The organism is Thermoanaerobaculia bacterium, from assembly GCA_035260525.1.
Classification (GTDB): Bacteria; Acidobacteriota; Thermoanaerobaculia; order UBA5066; family DATFVB01; genus DATFVB01.
The window spans coordinates 1-15,252 of record DATFVB010000331.1 but is presented as its reverse complement, the minus strand read 5'-3'; the positions used below and the strand labels follow the sequence as shown (position 1 = coordinate 15,252).

Here is a 15,252-nt window from a genome sequence, read left to right as displayed (position 1 = left end):
CTTCTACTTCGGCGGCACTTCGCTCCTGATCGTCGTCGGCGTCGCCATGGACACGGTCAACCAGATCGAGTCTCAGCTCGTGATGCGGCACTACGACGGGTTCCTGAAGAAGTCGCGCGTCCGGGGGCGCCGCTCGTGATCGCGATCTTCCTGGGTCCGCCCGGAGCGGGGAAGGGAACCCAGTCGAGCCGCCTCGCGGCCCGGCAGGGCGTGCCCCAGATCTCGACGGGGGACATGCTGCGGCAGGCGGCCGCCGAGGGGACGCCGCTGGGGCTCAAGGCGAAGAAGATCATGGAAGCGGGCGAGCTCCTTCCCGACGCCGTGATCGTCGACCTCATCCGGGAACGGATCGCCCGGCCGGACTGCGTCCACGGGTTCTTCCTCGACGGCTTCCCGCGGACGAGCGGCCAGGCCGAGGCGCTCGACCGTATGCTCGCCGAGCGCGGGCTCTCGGTCGACGCCGTCGTCAACCTCGACGTCGACGAGGGGAAGCTCGTCGAGCGCATGGCGGGGCGGGCGAAGAACGAGGGGCGCGCCGACGACAATCCCGAGACGATCCGGGAGCGCCTGCGCGTGTATCGGGAGAAGACGGCTCCGCTCGTTTCCTGGTTCGAGAAGAAGGGACGGCTCGTGACCGTCGACGGCCTGGGGGAGATCGGCGAGGTCTCGCGGAGGATCGAGGACGCCCTGGCGGCCCGCCCGGGCGGCGCCCGCCCCGCGGAGGTCCGTTCGTGATCACCCTGCGCGGCTTCGACGAGCTCAAGCGCATGGATCGCGCCTGCGCGATCGTCCACGAGGCGATCGACGCGGCCGCGAAGGCGATCGCCCCGGGAGTCACGACCGACGAGCTCGACCGCATCGCCGAGAAGGTGATCCGCGACGCCGGTGCGCGGCCGGCTTTCGTCGGATACCGCGGATACCCGAAGACCCTCTGCGTCTCGGTCAACGACGAGGTCGTCCACGGGATCCCGGGCAAGCGCAAGCTCGTCGCGGGGGACATCGTGGGGATCGACTGCGGCGCGGTGGTCGAAGGGTATTTCGGCGACGCCGCGCGCTCCTTCCCGGTCGGAAAGGTGCGCCCGGAAGCCGCCCGGCTGCTGGCGGACACCCGGGAGGCCCTCGCGCGGGCGATCGAGGCCGCGCGTCCTGGCCGGCGGATCTCCGACATCGGCGCGGCGGTGGAAGAATTTGCGGCTCCCCGCGGTTATGGCATCGTTCGGGAGTTCGTCGGCCACGGCGTGGGGACCGCGCTCCACGAGGAGCCGCAGGTGCCCAATTACGGCCCCGGCGGGCGGGGACCGGTGCTGAAGGAAGGAATGGTCATTGCGATCGAGCCGATGTTGAACCTCGGGACGTCCCGCGTGTCGATCCAGCGGGACGGGTGGACCGTCAAGACCCAGGATGGCAAATGGTCGGCGCACTTCGAGGACACGATCGCGATTCGCGATCGGGGCCCCGTCGTGCTGGGAATGGGCCAGCTCGAGCGACTCGCGTCGGCGGTGTCGGCGTGACGAAGGAAGAGGCGATCGAGGTCATGGCAACGGTGCTCGAGCCGCTGCCCAACGCGATGTTCCGGGTGGAGCTGGAGAACCAGCACCAGGTCCTCGCGCACATCTCCGGCAAGATGCGGAAGAACTTCATCCGGATCCTGCCGGGAGACAAGGTTCTGGTGGAGCTCTCCCCCTACGATCTGACCCGGGGGCGGATCATCTACCGCTACAAGTGAGAAGACGATGAAAGTTCGGGCGTCCGTCAAGAAGATTTGCACGAAATGCAAGATGATCCGCCGCCGCGGCGTGCTGCGGGTGATCTGCGAAAACCCCAAGCACAAACAGAGGCAGGGCTGAGATGGCACGAATCGCGGGAATCGATCTGCCGCTGAACAAGCGGGTGGAAATCGGGCTGACCTACATCTACGGGATCGGCCGTTCGAAGTCGAACTCCATTCTGGGGGAGGCCGACGTCAATCCGAACACGCGCGTCAAGGACCTCTCGGAAGAGGAAGTCTCGCGCATCCGGAAGTCGATCCAGGACGGGCACAAGGTCGAGGGCGACCTCCGGAAGGAGACCTCGATGGACATCAAGCGTCTCATGGACATCGGCTCCTATCGCGGGATGCGGCACCGCCGCAACCTGCCGGTCCGCGGCCAGCGGACGCACACGAACGCCCGGACCCGCAAGGGACCGCGCAAGCAGACGATCGCCGGCAAGAAAAAAGCGACGAAGAAGTAAGGAAGGGCCATGGCCGAAACGACCACCGCGAAGAAACCCGCCGGCAAGAAGTTCAAAGGCGGAAAGAAAGAGAAGAAGAACGTCCCGCACGGCACGGTGCTCGTGCAGGCCTCCTTCAACAACACGATCATCACGATCGCCGACCACGAGGGCGGAGTGCTCTCCTGGTCGTCCGCCGGCCGGATCGGCTTCAAGGGGTCGCGCAAGGGAACGCCGTTCGCGGCGCAGCTCGCCGCGACCAACGCCGCGACGATCGCCCGCGAGCACGGCGTTCGCACGGTCGACGTGCGGGTCACGGGTCCCGGCGCGGGACGCGAATCGGCGATTCGCGCGATCCAGGCGAGCGGGATCGACATCAAATCGATCAAGGACGTCACGCCGATCCCGCACAACGGCTGCCGTCCCCGAAAACGCCGCCGGGTCTGAACCGGCGGCTCGTCCGTAAACCGATCCGGGACCGCCGATCGGGAGGAAGGACGCAAAAGAAACGCGGCGGTCCGCAACGGAGGTTTTCCATTGGCTCGATATCGTGAATCGGTCTGCCGGCTGTGCCGGCGGGAAGGGATGAAGCTCTTCCTCAAGGGCGACCGGTGCTTCAAGGACAAGTGCGCGGTCGAGCGCCGCAACTTCCCTCCCGGCCAGCACGGGAAGCGCCGCAGCAAGCTCCTCGGGTACGGCATCCAGCTCCGCGAGAAGCAGAAGGTCAAGCGGATCTATGGCTTGCTCGAGTCCCAGTTCCAGCTCGCGTTCAAGCGCGCGAACTCCATGAAGGGGATCACCGGCGAGAACCTCCTGCAGCAGCTCGAGCGCCGGCTGGACAACGTGGTGTTTTCGCTCGGATTCGCGGCGTCCCGCGCCCAGGCGCGGCAGCTCATTCGCCACGGCCACATCACCGTCAACGGCCGCAAGGTCAACATCCCCTCCTTCCTGGTTCAGAAGGGGCAGTCGATCGCGGTCAAGGACAAGAGCCGCGCCAACGAGCTCATCAAATCTTCGGTCGAGACGGCGAAGGCGCGCGGGGTCCCCGCGTGGCTCGAGCTCGACCCCGACAACTTCAAGGGACAGGTCGCGAACCTGCCCCGCCGCGAGGACATCAAACTGCCGATCCAGGAGCAGCTGATCGTCGAGCTGTATTCGAAGTAGGCGCAGAGGAGTGCACATGAGACTTTGGAAAGGATTTCAGAAACCCAAGCGCCTCGAGGTCGACCAGGAGACCCTGACGTCCACGTACGGCCGGTTTTACGCGCAGCCGTTCGAGCGCGGATTCGGCACGACGGTGGGCAACGCCCTCCGGCGGGCGCTCCTGTCGTCGATCGAGGGGGCCGCCATCACGGCGGTCAAGATCGAGGGGGTCCTGCACGAGTTCTCGTCGATCCCGGGGGTCGTCGAGGACGTGACGGACATCATCCTCAACCTGAAGCAGATCCCCTTCAAGCTCCTCGCCGAGGAGGAGAAGATCCTCCGCATCGACGTCGAGCGCAAGGGGAAGGTCACGGCGGCGGACATCGAGGAATCGGCCGACGTCGAGATCCTCGACCCGAACGCGCCGATCGCGACGCTGTCGGAGAGCGCGCGCCTCACGATGGAGATGCGCCTCTCGCGGGGGCGCGGCTACGTCTCCGCGGACCGCAACTTCGACGAGGACATGGGGATCGGGTACATCCCGATCGACTCCGTCCACTCCCCGGTGCGCCGCGTCAATTACCACATCGAAGCGGCCCGAATCGGGCAGGAGACCGACTACGACCGCCTCGTCCTCGAGGTCTGGACCGACGGGACCGTCTCCCCGGAGGACGCCGTCGGCATGGCGGCCACGCTCCTGACCGAGCACCTCACGATCTTCATCAACGCCGAGCACGACACGGCGTTCGACCACGCGGCCGAGCGTGACCTTCCGGAGAACTTAAACGAGGTCTTGAACAAGTCCGTCGACGAGCTCGAGCTCTCGGTTCGCTCCTCGAACTGCCTGAAGAACGCGGAGATCAAGACGATCCGCGAGCTCGTGCAGAAGACGGAGAAGGAGATGCTCGAGACGAAGAATTTCGGCCGCAAGTCCTTGAACGAGATCAAGGACCTGCTCCGCTCGATGGGGCTCTCGCTCGGCATGGACCTGAACAACGTGCCGGCCGGGATCGAGAAGTAGGGAAGGGTCATGCAGCACAACCGATTCGGGCGGAAGCTCCGCCGGTCGACCTCGCACCGGCTCGCGATGTTCCGCAACCAGCTGATGTCGATGGTCGAGCACGAGAGGATCGCGACGACGCTCGAAAAGGCGAAGGAGCTCCGCCCGCTCGTCGAGCGGGTCGTCTCGATGGGGAAGAACGACTCGGTCCCGGCGCGCCGCAAGGTGTTCCGCTGGGTGCCCAGCCGGACGCTGGTCAAGAAGGTCTTCGACACGCTCGGGCCTCGCTTCACGGACCGGCCGGGCGGGTACACGCGCATCCTCCATCTGGGCCGCCGCCGGGGAGACAACTCGGAGGAGGCGATCCTCGAGTTCGTCGACTTCAAGTTCACTCCGAAGGAGCGAGGCCCGAAGAGGGAATCGACCATGGAGCGCGCGCGCCGCTCGGTTTCCTCGAAGGTCGAGACGATCCGGAAGGAGAAGGAAGCTCAGGCGGGCGAGGCGGAGACGCCGGAAGCGGCTCCCGCCGCGAAGGCGAAGGGCAAGCCGGCCGCGAAGTCGGGCAAATCCGCGAAGGCCGCCAAACCGGCGAAGGCGGCGAAGCCCGCCTCGAAAGCGGCGAAGCCGGCCAAGGAAGGGAAGTCCAAGGGCGGTTCCACGACCAAGAAGGGCAATCGCGGACAGTAGACCGTCGGCCGCGGGAAGGGTTCGATCGGACGCCCGGCTTCGGCCGGGCGTCTTTCGTTTCTCGTCAGAGGGGTCTGCCCGATTCGCTATGATGCCGGAATCATGGAAGGCGACGACATTCGCGTCCCGACCGTGCCGGTCGAGGTCGGGTTCCTGCTCTGCGACGGCGCGCGCCTCTCGGCGACGATCCATCTCTCGAGCACGTCGCCCTTCCACGACGGAGCGGAGACTCTGGACGAGTTCTTCAACGCGCGTCGGCGGTTCCTGCCGGTCCATGCCTCGGACGGAAAGGCGGTCCTCGTCGGCCGCGGCGCGATCGTGACCGCGACGGCGCCCCCCTCGGCCCCCCTCCTTTCCCGCCTGCCCGGGCGCGTCCCGGGCGCGATCTACTTCGTGAAGATTTACCTCGAGACCGGCGACGCCGTGGAGGGGACGGTCCTCGCGAGCCTTCCCTCGGAGTCTTCGCGGGTCTCGGACGCATTCAACCAGGAGGAGGAGTTCGTCCCGCTCGAAGGGGAAGAATCGGTGGTGTTCGTCCGGAAGGACCGCATCGCCCGGATCGAGCTCTGATGTCGCGCTGGCGCCCGCTCCTCGACGCCTTCCTCCGCTCGCGAGCCGAAGAAATGCGGTTCGTCCCGGGCGAGAAGATCTTCATCCTTCGGCAGGGCCAGCGGCTCGACCTCGGGAGGGAGCCGCTCGCGGTCGCGACCATCGAGTCGCTCGTCGCCGAGATACCCGACGTGCCCCCGCAGGGCGCCGGAAAGTTCCCGATGGTCTCGGGCTTCGAGGCGTTCGTCGTCGCGATCGAGCGGGGCGATGGCACCGTCACGATGGTCGTGCGCCACACCGAGCGGCCCGTGATCGCGGCGCCTTCTCCGCCGCCGGAGCCGGTCGCCGCTCCCGCGGAGGAGGGAGAAGCCGCGCCGGTTCCCATCGCGGTACCGTCGCTCGACGACCTGCTTCGCCTGATGATCGAGCGTTCGGCGTCCGACGTCCACCTCTCCGCGGATTCCGCGCCGGTCCTGCGGGTCCACGGACAGATGACCTTCCTCCCCGAGTTCCTCCCGCTCTCTTCGGCCGAGATCGAGCGGCTCGTGCTCCCGGTAGCCTCCGAAAAGGCGAAGCGGGAGTTCGACGAGAAGAGCGACTCGGACTTCGCGTACGAGATCCCGGGGCTCGCGCGGTTTCGCGTGAACGTGTTCCGCGACCGGAAGGGAGCGGGCGCCGTGTTCCGCCAGATCCCGATCGAGATCATCCCGGCCGAGACGCTCGGTCTTTCCAGGTCGATCCTCGAGCTCTGCTCCCTGTCGAAGGGGCTCGTCCTCGTGACGGGCCCGACCGGCTCCGGCAAGTCGACGACGCTCGCGTCGATGGTCGACTACGTCAACCGCAACCGGACGGACCACATCATCACGATCGAGGACCCGGTGGAGTTCGTGCATTCGAACATCCGGTGCCTCGTCAACCAGCGCGAGGTGGGCGCGCACACGAAGTCGTTCAAGAACGCGCTGCGCGCGGCGCTCCGCGAGGACCCCGACATCGTGCTCGTCGGAGAGATGCGGGACCTCGAGACGGTCGCGATCGCGATCGAGACGGCGGAGACCGGGCACCTCGTGTTCGGGACGCTCCACACGACCACCGCCGTCTCCACGGTCGATCGGATCATCGACCAGTTCCCGCCCGACCAGCAGGAGCAGATCCGCGTGATGCTCGCCGATTCTCTCAAAGGGGTGATCGCGCAGGTCCTGTGCCGGAAGATCGGCGGCGGCCGGGTGGCCGCCCTCGAGGTCCTCCTCGTCAACAACGCGGTGACGAGCCTGATCCGGGAGGGGAAGACGTTCCAGATACCGTCGGTGATGCAGACCTCGAAGGGGATGGGGATGGTGACGATGAACGACGCTCTCCTGACGCTCGTGAAGGAGAAGCTCGTGGAGCCCCGGGAGGCGTGGACGAAGGCGACGGACAAGACGGGACTCGTCGGCATGTTCAAAAACGCCGGGTTGCCGACGCAGTTCTCCTAATGGGCAGGCGCGGACCATACGCACCGTTATACGGGACGCGGAGACCCGGCCGGCGGGCGCAACGTACGCCCCGGTACGCCTTCCCCGCCGGCCCGGGTCTCCGCGCGCGTCTTCCGGCACGTCTGGCCGCGCCTCATCGTCTACCGGAGCCAATGCCCGAAGGGAAACGGGATGGCTGACCTCCGGATCGTCTCGCTCTGTCCCTCGCTGACCGAGACGCTCGTCGAGCTGGGCGTGACGCCGGTCGGGGTGACGCGCTACTGCATCCGGCCGCGAGAGGCCCTGAGAAAGGTCCCGAAAGTCGGGGGGACCAAGAACCCGGACCTCGACCGTATCCGGATCCTCGCTCCCGACCTCGTCGTCGCCAACGCGGAAGAGAACCGCGCCGAGGACATTGCCGTCCTCCGGCAGGAGTTCGCGGTCCACGTTTCGATGCCGCGGACGGTCGCGGAGGTCCCGGGCATGGTCCGGGAGCTCGGGATCGCGGCCGGGCGCGCGAAAGCGGCGGACCGCCTCGCCGCGGAGATCGAGGCGGCGATTCCGACGCCTCCGGCAACGGCGTTCCGATTCGTCTACTTCATCTGGAAGGACCCGTGGATGACCGTCTCGGGCGACACGTATGTCTCCGATCTCTTCCGTCACGCCGGCGGAGTCAATGCGTTCGCGCCGGAGAGCGTTCGTTACCCCGAGGTCACCCCCGCGAGCGTCCGGGCCGCCGGCCCGGACGCGCTCTTCTTTCCCTCCGAGCCCTTTCCGTTTTCGGAGCGGCACCGTCCGACGATCGAGGCCGCGTTCGGCCGCTCGACGCCGATCGAGTTCGTCGACGGAGACGACTGCTGCTGGCACGGAGCGCGGACGCGGGACGGCCTTCGTCTGATGTCAGAGATCGCGCGCCGACGGGGCGCCGCGGGCGCCGGAGACGCTCCGGTTTCGGCGCCGACCTGAGTCAGCGCCTCAGGAGATCGAGGAACTCCTCCCGGACCGGCTTGTTGAGGAAGATGCCGCGGAGCGCCGACGTGACGGTCGTCGCGCCCGGCTTCTTGATCCCGCGCATCTCGACGCAGAGGTGGCGCGCTTCGAGGACGACCATCGTTCCCTGCGGCCGGAGCCGCTGCTCGAGGTAGCCGGCGACCTGCTCGGTCATCCGCTCCTGGAGCTGCGGGCGCTTCGCGTAGAACTCGACGATCCGGGGCATCTTCGACAGTCCGATGATCCGTTCGTTCGGGATGTAGGCGACGTGGGCATGCCCGTAGAACGGCACGAAATGATGGGCGCACATCGAGTAGAAGGGGATGTCCTTCTCCATCACCATCGCGCTGTACCCCTCGTCGTTCGGGAAGCAGGTGATGTTCGGCTCCGCGCCTTCGGAGAGACCCGAGAACATCTCGAGGTACATCTTCGCGACGCGGCGGTCCGTGTCCTTGAGGTTCGGGTCGGCGTCGGGATCGAGCCCGAGGATGGCGATGATCGACCGAATGTGCTGGCGGATCTCTTCGATCTTGTCGTCGTTCTGCAGGCCGGGAACGCGGGCGTTCGTTTCGGTGCTCATCGGCGCGATTGTAGCGGAGGCGCGAATGCCGCGTGATCCAAGTTGATCTTCGGCGCGCCCGCCGGCGTGCACTAAGATGCCCGGCATGACGGTACGAGAGCCATTTTTCGGCTGGGAGTGGTGGCAGGACCGCAAGGAGCGGTGGGTCCGCGATCCTTCGCCCCAGCTTCCGGAGGGTCTCTTCCGGGCGATCGCGGCGGGGAGGGGCCTTCCGCCGATCTACCAGCGGTCGACGTTCGCCTTCGAGAACGTGCGGGACGGCGCCGACCGCTTTCTCGGCATGGCGAAGGGAGGGGAACGTCCCTTCGCGCGGATCTACACGCGGCTCGGGAATCCGACGACGGAGTATCTCGAGCGCCAGCTGTTCCGCCTGGAAGCCCATCACGTCATCGAGAAGGCCCTCGCCGTCGACGAGCGGGAGCCGACGATCGGCTGTTTGATCGCGAGCTCCGGCATGGGGGCGATATCGACGCTGCTCCTCGCTCTCCTCCGGTCCGGCGACGCGGTGCTCGCCGGGAACATCTATGGATGCACGGATTCCCTGCTTCGAGGGCTCGGGAAGTACGGCGTCGGCTATGAATCGGTGGAAATGGCGAATCTCGGCGCGGTCGAGGCTCGGCTCGACGCGAACCCGCGCATCCGGGCGATCTTCCTCGAGACGCCCGAGAACCCGACGCTCGCGGTCGCCGACATCGAGGCGATCTCCCGAATGACGGACCGCCGTGGCGTGGCCCTGATCGTCGACAACACGTTCTGCTCACCGTATCTGCAGCAGCCGTTCCGGCTCGGCGCCGATTTCATCGTCCACTCTCTGACGAAGTACGTCAACGGCCACTCGTCGTCGATCGGCGGCGCGCTGCTCGGGCCGTTCCGCTTCCTCAAGGAAGTGCTGTTCCCCTGGTACAAGGATCTCGGGTCGACCCCCTCTCCCTTCGACTCGTGGCTGAACGGAATGACGCTCCAGAGCCTGGCGATCCGGGAGCAGGCGGCCTGCGAGTCCGCCGCGGCGATCGCCTCGTTCCTCCGGGGGCATCCGAACGTCCGCAAGGTGCACTATCCGGGGTTCGACGATTTTCCCAATGCCGGCGTCGTCCGAAAGCAGATGCGCAACGGCGGAGCGATGATCGCCTTCGTGCTCGCGGGCGGATTCCCCGCGGGCGAGTCGCTCATGAACTATTTCGCGCGCAAGGACACTCCGATGGAGCTCGCGGTTTCGCTGGGATCCGCGATCAGCTACATCCAGCATCCCGCATCGATGACTCACGCCGTGGTTCCGGAAGAGGACCGGATGACGCGGGGCATCTCTCCGGGGCTCGTCCGGCTGTCGGTCGGCCTGGAAGGGGCGGATGTGCTGATGGAGCATCTCGACCGCGGTATGCGGGGGGAGCGCGCCTGACTCGCCCCGTCGAGACGAAACCTCACCCCGCCGCTCGCGCGGCTGCCCCTCTCCAGGTGGAGAGGGGCGGGTAGTCGAGCTTAAGAGGCCGCGCCGACTCCTTTTCCCCCTCTCCACCTGGAGAGGGGGTCAGGGGGTGAGGTTTACGGACCGGGAGGTCCGGGGTGAGGTTTCATCAGGTCCGCGCGGTTACGCGCGGACTTGATGCGCCATCTCCCGAAGAATCGCGATCCGCCTGCCGATCGGCGGGTGGCTCGAAAACCAGCTCGCGAACGTGTCCTGGGCGGAAAGCGAGCTGCCGCGGGGATCTTCGATGCACAGGTGGCCCACGCCCTCGGTGATCGTCTGCGTCGGAGCGGCCGCGCTCCCGATCTTCTCGAGCGCCGAGGCGAGAGCGAGGGGATTGCGCGTGAGCTCGGCGCCCGTCGCGTCCGCCAGGTATTCGCGCTGCCGCGAGACGGCGAGCGTGACGATCTGCGCGACGATCGGTGCGAGAATCGCGGCGACGACCCAGACGGCGAGAACGAGGACCCCGCCTCCGCCGTCGCGGTCGTTGCGGCGGCGTCCGCCGCTCCACCACATCGCGTTGCGGCTCCAGGCGGCCAGCAGCAGGACGGCGCCCGCGAGCGCGGCGAGGACGGTCATGTACCGGGTGTCGTAATCCTTCACGTGCGACATCTCGTGGGAGACGACGCCCTGGAGCTCCTCGCGGTTCATGATCGCGAGCAGCCCCTCGGTGACGGCGATCGACGCGTGCGCCGGGTCGGCGCCGGTCGCGAAGGCGTTCGGATCCGGGTCGGGAATCACCCAGCCTTTCGGCTTCGGCATCCCGGAGGCGATCGCCATCTCTTCCAGCACGTCGTCGAGGACCCGCTCGCGGGGGTTGGCCGGGTCGACCGGGCGGGCGTTCGTGGAGGCGAGGATCGCGCGGTCGCCGCCGTGCAGGCTCCAGTACGCCGAGAACGAGCCGAGCGCGATCGCGCCCACCGTGGCGACGGGCCATCCGATCTGCCGGCCGACGAAGGCGAAGTCGAGCCCGGCTCCGAGGAACCCGAGAAAGACGATGAAGAACCCGATCAGGACGAAGGTCCTCGACCGGTTGTCCTTCTGCCGTTCGTAAAGGGTCTTCATCGGTGCTCGCGCGGCGATGCATCGAGGACGGCGGCGCCGAGTTGAAGCGGTCGCGTTCCGCGCCGCTTAACTCGGCGCGAGAACCGCGCCCTCTTCGAGCGCGGCAGGCCGGCGCCGGTTCGACGAGCGGATTTGCTCGGGAAGCCGTGTTCACTCGCGAGAATTCGCCGTGGGTCGCAGAGCAACGGCGATTCGCGCTCGACCGCGGCAGTCCCATCGATCGTGGGCACCCCTACGACCCCAGGTTCAGGTCGACTTTCGGGACTTCCCGCTGGGCGGTTTCCCCCTCGGGGATCTGGAAGAGCTCGACCGGGGTGAAGTGGAACGTGGACGCGATGAAGCTCGCCGGGAAGACCTGCTGCGCGATGTTGTAGCTCGTCGCGAGATCGTTGTAGAACTGCCGCGCGAAGCCGATCTTGTTTTCCGTCGAGGTCAGCTCCTCCATCAGCGCCCGAACCTGCTCGTTGGCCTTCAAGTTGGGATAGTTCTCGACGAGGCCGATGAACCGCGAGAGCGTCGCCGTCAGGGCGTTCTCCGACTGCGCCTGGGCGGCGATGCCGGCCGATGGGTTCTGCGCCGTCGCGACCGCCTGGTTGCGCGCCTGGATCACCTTTTCGAGGGTGTCCTGCTCGAACTTCATCTCTCCCTTGACGGCCGAGACGAGGTTCGGAATCAGGTCGTACCGGCGCTTCAACTGGACGTCGATCTGCTTCCAGGCATTGGCGACCTGATTTCGGAGCGTGACGAGGCCGTTGTACCGCGCGATCACCCAGAAGAGGAGGACGACGATCGCGCCCAGGACGACCACACCGCAGGTGAACATGCCTTTATCCTCCAGAGGGTTCTACGAAATCGATGGCCGGAAGTTTAACCTCACCCCGGCCTCACGGCCACCCCTCTCCAGATGGAGAGGGGGAGGCTTGGCCCGAATCTCAGTCCCCGTCGTCGTAGTCCGGGTCGTTCCGAGGGGGCTCGGAGCCGAGGCGCACGGTTATCCCGGGGCTCGGACGACCCTGGACGGCCTGGTAGAGGAGATCGTTGAGGATCCCTTCGGGAACGGCATCGGGACGGCTGAAGTCGAGACGCGCCGAATCGCCGGAACGCGGCTTGCCCGGGTTGCGCCGGTCGAGCGGCACCCTCGCGGGAAGCGCCGTGAAGGGCGTCGCGTCGAACGGACCCGAGAACTCGAAGGCGAGCGGGGCGGCGGCCTCGTCGTACTGCGACATCGGCGACAGAGAGAGGATCGTCTCGATCGTCCGGAGGACCCCGGCGGTCGAGTATTGCCTCGAATCGACGCGACCCCGGGGAGTGAAGGGGGACACGACGAGAATCGGCGATCGATGGCAGTCGACGTGGTCCGGACCGTTCTGGGCGTCGTCCTCGATCACGAAGATCGCGGTGTCGGAGAAGTACCGGCTGTGGGTGACGGCGTCGACGAGCCGGCCCAGGGCCAGGTCGTTTTCCGCGGCCATCGCCTTCGGCTCCCTCGCTCCCGGAGTGGTGCCGGACGTGTGGTCGTTCGGCAGATAGACGATCTGGAGGCGGGGCAGCTCCCCCGTCTTCTCGAATTCACGAAACTCCCGCAGCCATTCGTCCATCCGGTCGAGGTCGCTGTAGGAGAGGTCCCATCCGCGGTACGCCGCGTCGAACCGTCCCGCGACGCCGCCGACCGAGGCCGTCGGCGCTTTCGCCCCGAGGTCGAGGAACCAGCCGTACGAGCGGAAAGACACTCCGGCCTTCTCGGCGGCGTCCCAGAGATACCCGCCCCGGGGCCGCGCGAGCGGATTCCCCCCGTCGAAGTCGTAGTCTCCCCGCCGGCGGCTGTACTGCTGCGGGTAGGTCTTCTCCACGTAGTCGTTGGCGAACGCCGCTGCCGACCAGTTGTGGCCGTCGGCGGAAACTTCGGCATTGCAGTAGAAATTGTCCAGCAGCGTGAAGGACCTCGCGAGGGCGTGGGCGTTGGGCGTGACTTCTTCCCCGAAGAGCACGAGCGAAGGGTCGCCGTTTCCGCGCCGGAGGTCCCCGAAGACCTGGTCGTACGTGCGATTCTCGCGGATGACGTAGATCACGTGCCGGATCTTCGCGAAAGCCGGCCTGATTTTTTCGACGGGTGGAGTCGGCACGCCGGAAAGGACGGATGCCGTGTGCTGCGGCAGGCGCCGGAGCTCCGAGGCGGGAATGATCCGCAGGTCTCCGGTCTGCCGCGCGAGGACGTATCGGGGCGTGCGCGAGCCCGGGATCCGATCGGTGGGCTGCGGTCCGTCGGCCGCCGCTCGCGTGACGGAGCCCTTGCCGTCGGCGACGAGGATCGTCCCGCCGTCGACCGCGACCGCCGTCGGGTACCGGCCGACCGGGAGGAAGCCGTCGACGCGCGGCCGTTCGCCCCGGGCGTCGATCACGGCGAGGTCGTTGTTGTCCGAGTTCGCGATGAGGATGCGCCCGTCCGGGGCGCGCGCGAGCGAGGTCGGCGTCGTGCCTTCGAGTCCGCCGGGGCGCAGCGTCACCGACGCGTTCCAGAGGACGCGGCCGTTCACCGCGTCGAGGGCCGTCACCCGGTCGTCGGCGGAGCAGGCGACGAGCACGCGGTTGCCGTCGAGAAGGAGGGCGGTCGGATGCGATCCGGCGGCCCACGTCCGAGTCGCGGCCGAGCCGTCGAGCGTGATCGCCGAGACGGTCCCATCCCCCCAGTTCGACACGAAGGCGCGCGCGCCGGCGGCGTCGACGCGGATCTCGTACGGCGCCGATCCCGCGGGATACTCGGCGAGGAGCCTCCGCGAGTCCAGGTCGAACGCGGCGATCCGGTTGGCCAGGTTCTCCGCGGCATAGAGGCGTCCACGGGCCTCGTCGACGGCGATCCCGGCGGCGAAGATCGGCTCGCCGGGCCGGCCGAGACGGAACGGCTCCGCCTCCTTCCACTCCCCGGATCCTTCCTCGAAGACGCGCACGACGTTGTCCGCGCCTCCGGAAGCGTAGAGCGTCTTGCCGTCGGCGGACGCGGCGAGTCCGAGCCAGGCCTTCGGCATCCGGAGACGCGTTCGGGTTCCGGCGGCCACGTCTACGACGTCGATCCCTTCCTCCGCGAACCCGCACAGCAGCACGGCGGCCCGATGGCCCGGGAGGGGGACGACCGCCATCGGAAACGTCCCGACGTCGACCGAGCGCCCGAGGGGCCGGATCGTCCAGCCGTCGTGGAGGAGAACGGCGCCTCCGGGGCGCGGCCCGGGGCGCGTCGAGGCGGGCGTCGCGGGCGCGACCGCGGTGCACGCGGCGGCGAAGGCGGCGGCCAACGCCGCGAGCATCGGAGTCCTCATCGCGATTCCTTTCGTGTCGTTGGAGAAGCTATCATCCGCCCGTGAGCGTTTTCATCGGCGGGTCCGCGATGTCGATGGCCAAGGACGTCGCGGAGGGGTACATCATCGTTTCCGAGCACACGTTCAAGAAGTTCCAGCCGCCCGAGCTCCAGTCGTTCCTCGCCGAGGTGGACAAGCTGATGCGGGAGATCCGGGGAGTCATGCCGGCGCCCGACGACATGGACGCGCTCCAGCGCAAGAACCGCAAGCTCCAGCGGCTGAACCAGGCCCAGACGATCGTCAACGCGTTCCGGACGAAGTTCCGGAGATAGGAGCCTAAACGCTCACTTCCGAACCCAGATCGAAACCTTCGGAGGCGCCGCGGTGCCGCCCTCGTGGCCCATGTAGCGCGTCTCGATCGTGTGCCGCCCCGGGGAGACGCCGTCGATCCGGAACCGGTACCCGCAGAACTGCCCGCACGACACGTACGGTTTGACGCGGGGAACGTCGGGGCGGAAGCTTCCGTAGGACGCGGAGCCGACGTCCCGGCCGTCGAGGAAGACGGCCACACGGGCGATGCCGTCCGCCGAGGCGGCCCACCCGTTCCCGCGCACCGTGCTTCCCCGTATGACGTCGAAGTTGTTCGGCTCGTCGTACCACCCTTCGGGGGCGGGGGGGAGCGGTCGATGGTGGACGGTCAGCCCGTGTCTTCGGAGATGGAGGTGACGCAGGAAATTCGCGGCCGAAAAGACGAGTTCGGAATGCTTCCAGTCCCAGAGCCGGTCGGTCTCCCGATCGATGTCCTCGTTGAATGCGGTCGGAAA

Annotated in this window: 20 protein-coding genes; 15 read left to right on the top strand and 5 right to left on the bottom strand. The window is 67.4% G+C overall.

Translation table 11 applies throughout. The features are described 5' to 3' along the window. From VKH46_15835 to VKH46_15775, 13 genes are all read left to right on the top strand, one after another. A partial coding sequence (locus VKH46_15835; GenBank protein HKB72310.1) for a preprotein translocase subunit SecY occupies positions 1 to 139 on the top strand: 139 nt, incomplete at its 5' end. Further along, positions 136 to 735: an adenylate kinase gene (locus VKH46_15830; protein HKB72309.1), complete on the top strand. Its 600-nt coding sequence runs from the start codon at positions 136 to 138 to the stop codon at positions 733 to 735. The genes VKH46_15835 and VKH46_15830, both read left to right, overlap by 4 nt. After that, complete coding sequence (gene map / locus VKH46_15825) at positions 732 to 1,511, top strand: type I methionyl aminopeptidase (protein HKB72308.1); 780 nt, start codon at positions 732 to 734, stop codon at positions 1,509 to 1,511. The genes VKH46_15830 and map overlap by 4 nt, the downstream gene beginning before the upstream one ends. Next, positions 1,508 to 1,726 (top strand): translation initiation factor IF-1, encoded by a 219-nt coding sequence (gene infA, locus VKH46_15820; GenBank protein HKB72307.1) that lies wholly within the window; start codon positions 1,508 to 1,510, stop codon positions 1,724 to 1,726. Before map ends, infA begins: the two co-directional genes overlap by 4 nt. Before the next feature lie 7 nt (positions 1,727 to 1,733). After that, the gene (gene rpmJ, locus VKH46_15815; GenBank protein HKB72306.1) at positions 1,734 to 1,847 is read left to right on the top strand and encodes a 50S ribosomal protein L36; all 114 of its coding nucleotides are present in this window, start codon (positions 1,734 to 1,736) and stop codon (positions 1,845 to 1,847) included. A gap of 1 nt (position 1,848) precedes the next feature. Beyond that, positions 1,849 to 2,232, top strand: a complete 384-nt coding sequence (rpsM, locus tag VKH46_15810) for a 30S ribosomal protein S13 (protein ID HKB72305.1) — start codon at positions 1,849 to 1,851, stop codon at positions 2,230 to 2,232. A gap of 9 nt (positions 2,233 to 2,241) precedes the next feature. Next, positions 2,242 to 2,658, top strand: a complete 417-nt coding sequence (gene rpsK / locus VKH46_15805; GenBank protein ID HKB72304.1) for a 30S ribosomal protein S11 — start codon at positions 2,242 to 2,244, stop codon at positions 2,656 to 2,658. Between the two features lie 90 nt (positions 2,659 to 2,748). Further along, positions 2,749 to 3,375 carry a 30S ribosomal protein S4 gene (gene rpsD / locus VKH46_15800; protein ID HKB72303.1) on the top strand — a complete coding sequence of 209 codons (627 nt, stop codon included), beginning with the start codon at positions 2,749 to 2,751 and terminating at the stop codon, positions 3,373 to 3,375. Between the two features lie 16 nt (positions 3,376 to 3,391). After that, entirely contained in the window at positions 3,392 to 4,375 is a 984-nt protein-coding gene (locus tag VKH46_15795) for a DNA-directed RNA polymerase subunit alpha (protein ID HKB72302.1), read from the top strand. 9 nt (positions 4,376 to 4,384) lie between these two features. Continuing rightward, a complete protein-coding gene (gene rplQ, locus VKH46_15790; protein ID HKB72301.1) occupies positions 4,385 to 5,041 on the top strand; it encodes a 50S ribosomal protein L17 in 657 nt (218 codons plus the stop codon). A gap of 102 nt (positions 5,042 to 5,143) precedes the next feature. Beyond that, complete coding sequence (locus VKH46_15785) at positions 5,144 to 5,611, top strand: hypothetical protein (GenBank protein HKB72300.1); 468 nt, start codon at positions 5,144 to 5,146, stop codon at positions 5,609 to 5,611. Continuing rightward, entirely contained in the window at positions 5,611 to 7,062 is a 1,452-nt protein-coding gene (locus VKH46_15780) for a type IV pilus twitching motility protein PilT (GenBank protein HKB72299.1), read from the top strand. Before VKH46_15785 ends, VKH46_15780 begins: the two co-directional genes overlap by 1 nt. A gap of 171 nt (positions 7,063 to 7,233) precedes the next feature. Beyond that, positions 7,234 to 8,007, top strand: coding sequence for a helical backbone metal receptor (locus VKH46_15775; protein HKB72298.1), 774 nt, complete (start codon positions 7,234 to 7,236; stop codon positions 8,005 to 8,007). A 1-nt stretch (position 8,008) separates the two neighbouring features. On the opposite strand, the gene folE is transcribed toward VKH46_15775, so the two are convergent. Then, positions 8,009 to 8,611 (bottom strand): GTP cyclohydrolase I FolE, encoded by a 603-nt coding sequence (folE, locus tag VKH46_15770; GenBank protein HKB72297.1) that lies wholly within the window; start codon positions 8,609 to 8,611, stop codon positions 8,009 to 8,011. 85 nt (positions 8,612 to 8,696) lie between these two features. Between folE and VKH46_15765 the strand changes: the two genes are divergently transcribed. After that, positions 8,697 to 10,007: a PLP-dependent transferase gene (locus VKH46_15765; GenBank protein HKB72296.1), complete on the top strand. Its 1,311-nt coding sequence runs from the start codon at positions 8,697 to 8,699 to the stop codon at positions 10,005 to 10,007. 189 nt (positions 10,008 to 10,196) lie between these two features. Here the strand turns inward: VKH46_15765 and VKH46_15760 are convergent, their stop codons facing one another. From VKH46_15760 to VKH46_15750, 3 genes are all read right to left on the bottom strand, one after another. Continuing rightward, on the bottom strand, positions 10,197 to 11,138 hold the full coding sequence (locus tag VKH46_15760; protein ID HKB72295.1) for a M48 family metalloprotease: 942 nt from the start codon (positions 11,136 to 11,138) through the stop codon (positions 10,197 to 10,199). 232 nt (positions 11,139 to 11,370) lie between these two features. Then, a complete protein-coding gene (locus tag VKH46_15755; protein ID HKB72294.1) occupies positions 11,371 to 11,961 on the bottom strand; it encodes a LemA family protein in 591 nt (196 codons plus the stop codon). A gap of 109 nt (positions 11,962 to 12,070) precedes the next feature. Further along, positions 12,071 to 14,449: a bifunctional YncE family protein/alkaline phosphatase family protein gene (locus tag VKH46_15750; GenBank protein ID HKB72293.1), complete on the bottom strand. Its 2,379-nt coding sequence runs from the start codon at positions 14,447 to 14,449 to the stop codon at positions 12,071 to 12,073. Between the two features lie 41 nt (positions 14,450 to 14,490). On the opposite strand from VKH46_15750, the gene VKH46_15745 reads away from it, so the two are divergent. Then, entirely contained in the window at positions 14,491 to 14,760 is a 270-nt protein-coding gene (locus VKH46_15745) for a hypothetical protein (protein HKB72292.1), read from the top strand. A gap of 12 nt (positions 14,761 to 14,772) precedes the next feature. Here VKH46_15745 and VKH46_15740 read toward each other — a convergent pair. Further along, positions 14,773 to 15,252, bottom strand: a 480-nt coding sequence (locus tag VKH46_15740; protein ID HKB72291.1) for a hypothetical protein, incomplete at its 5' end; no start/stop codon positions are given.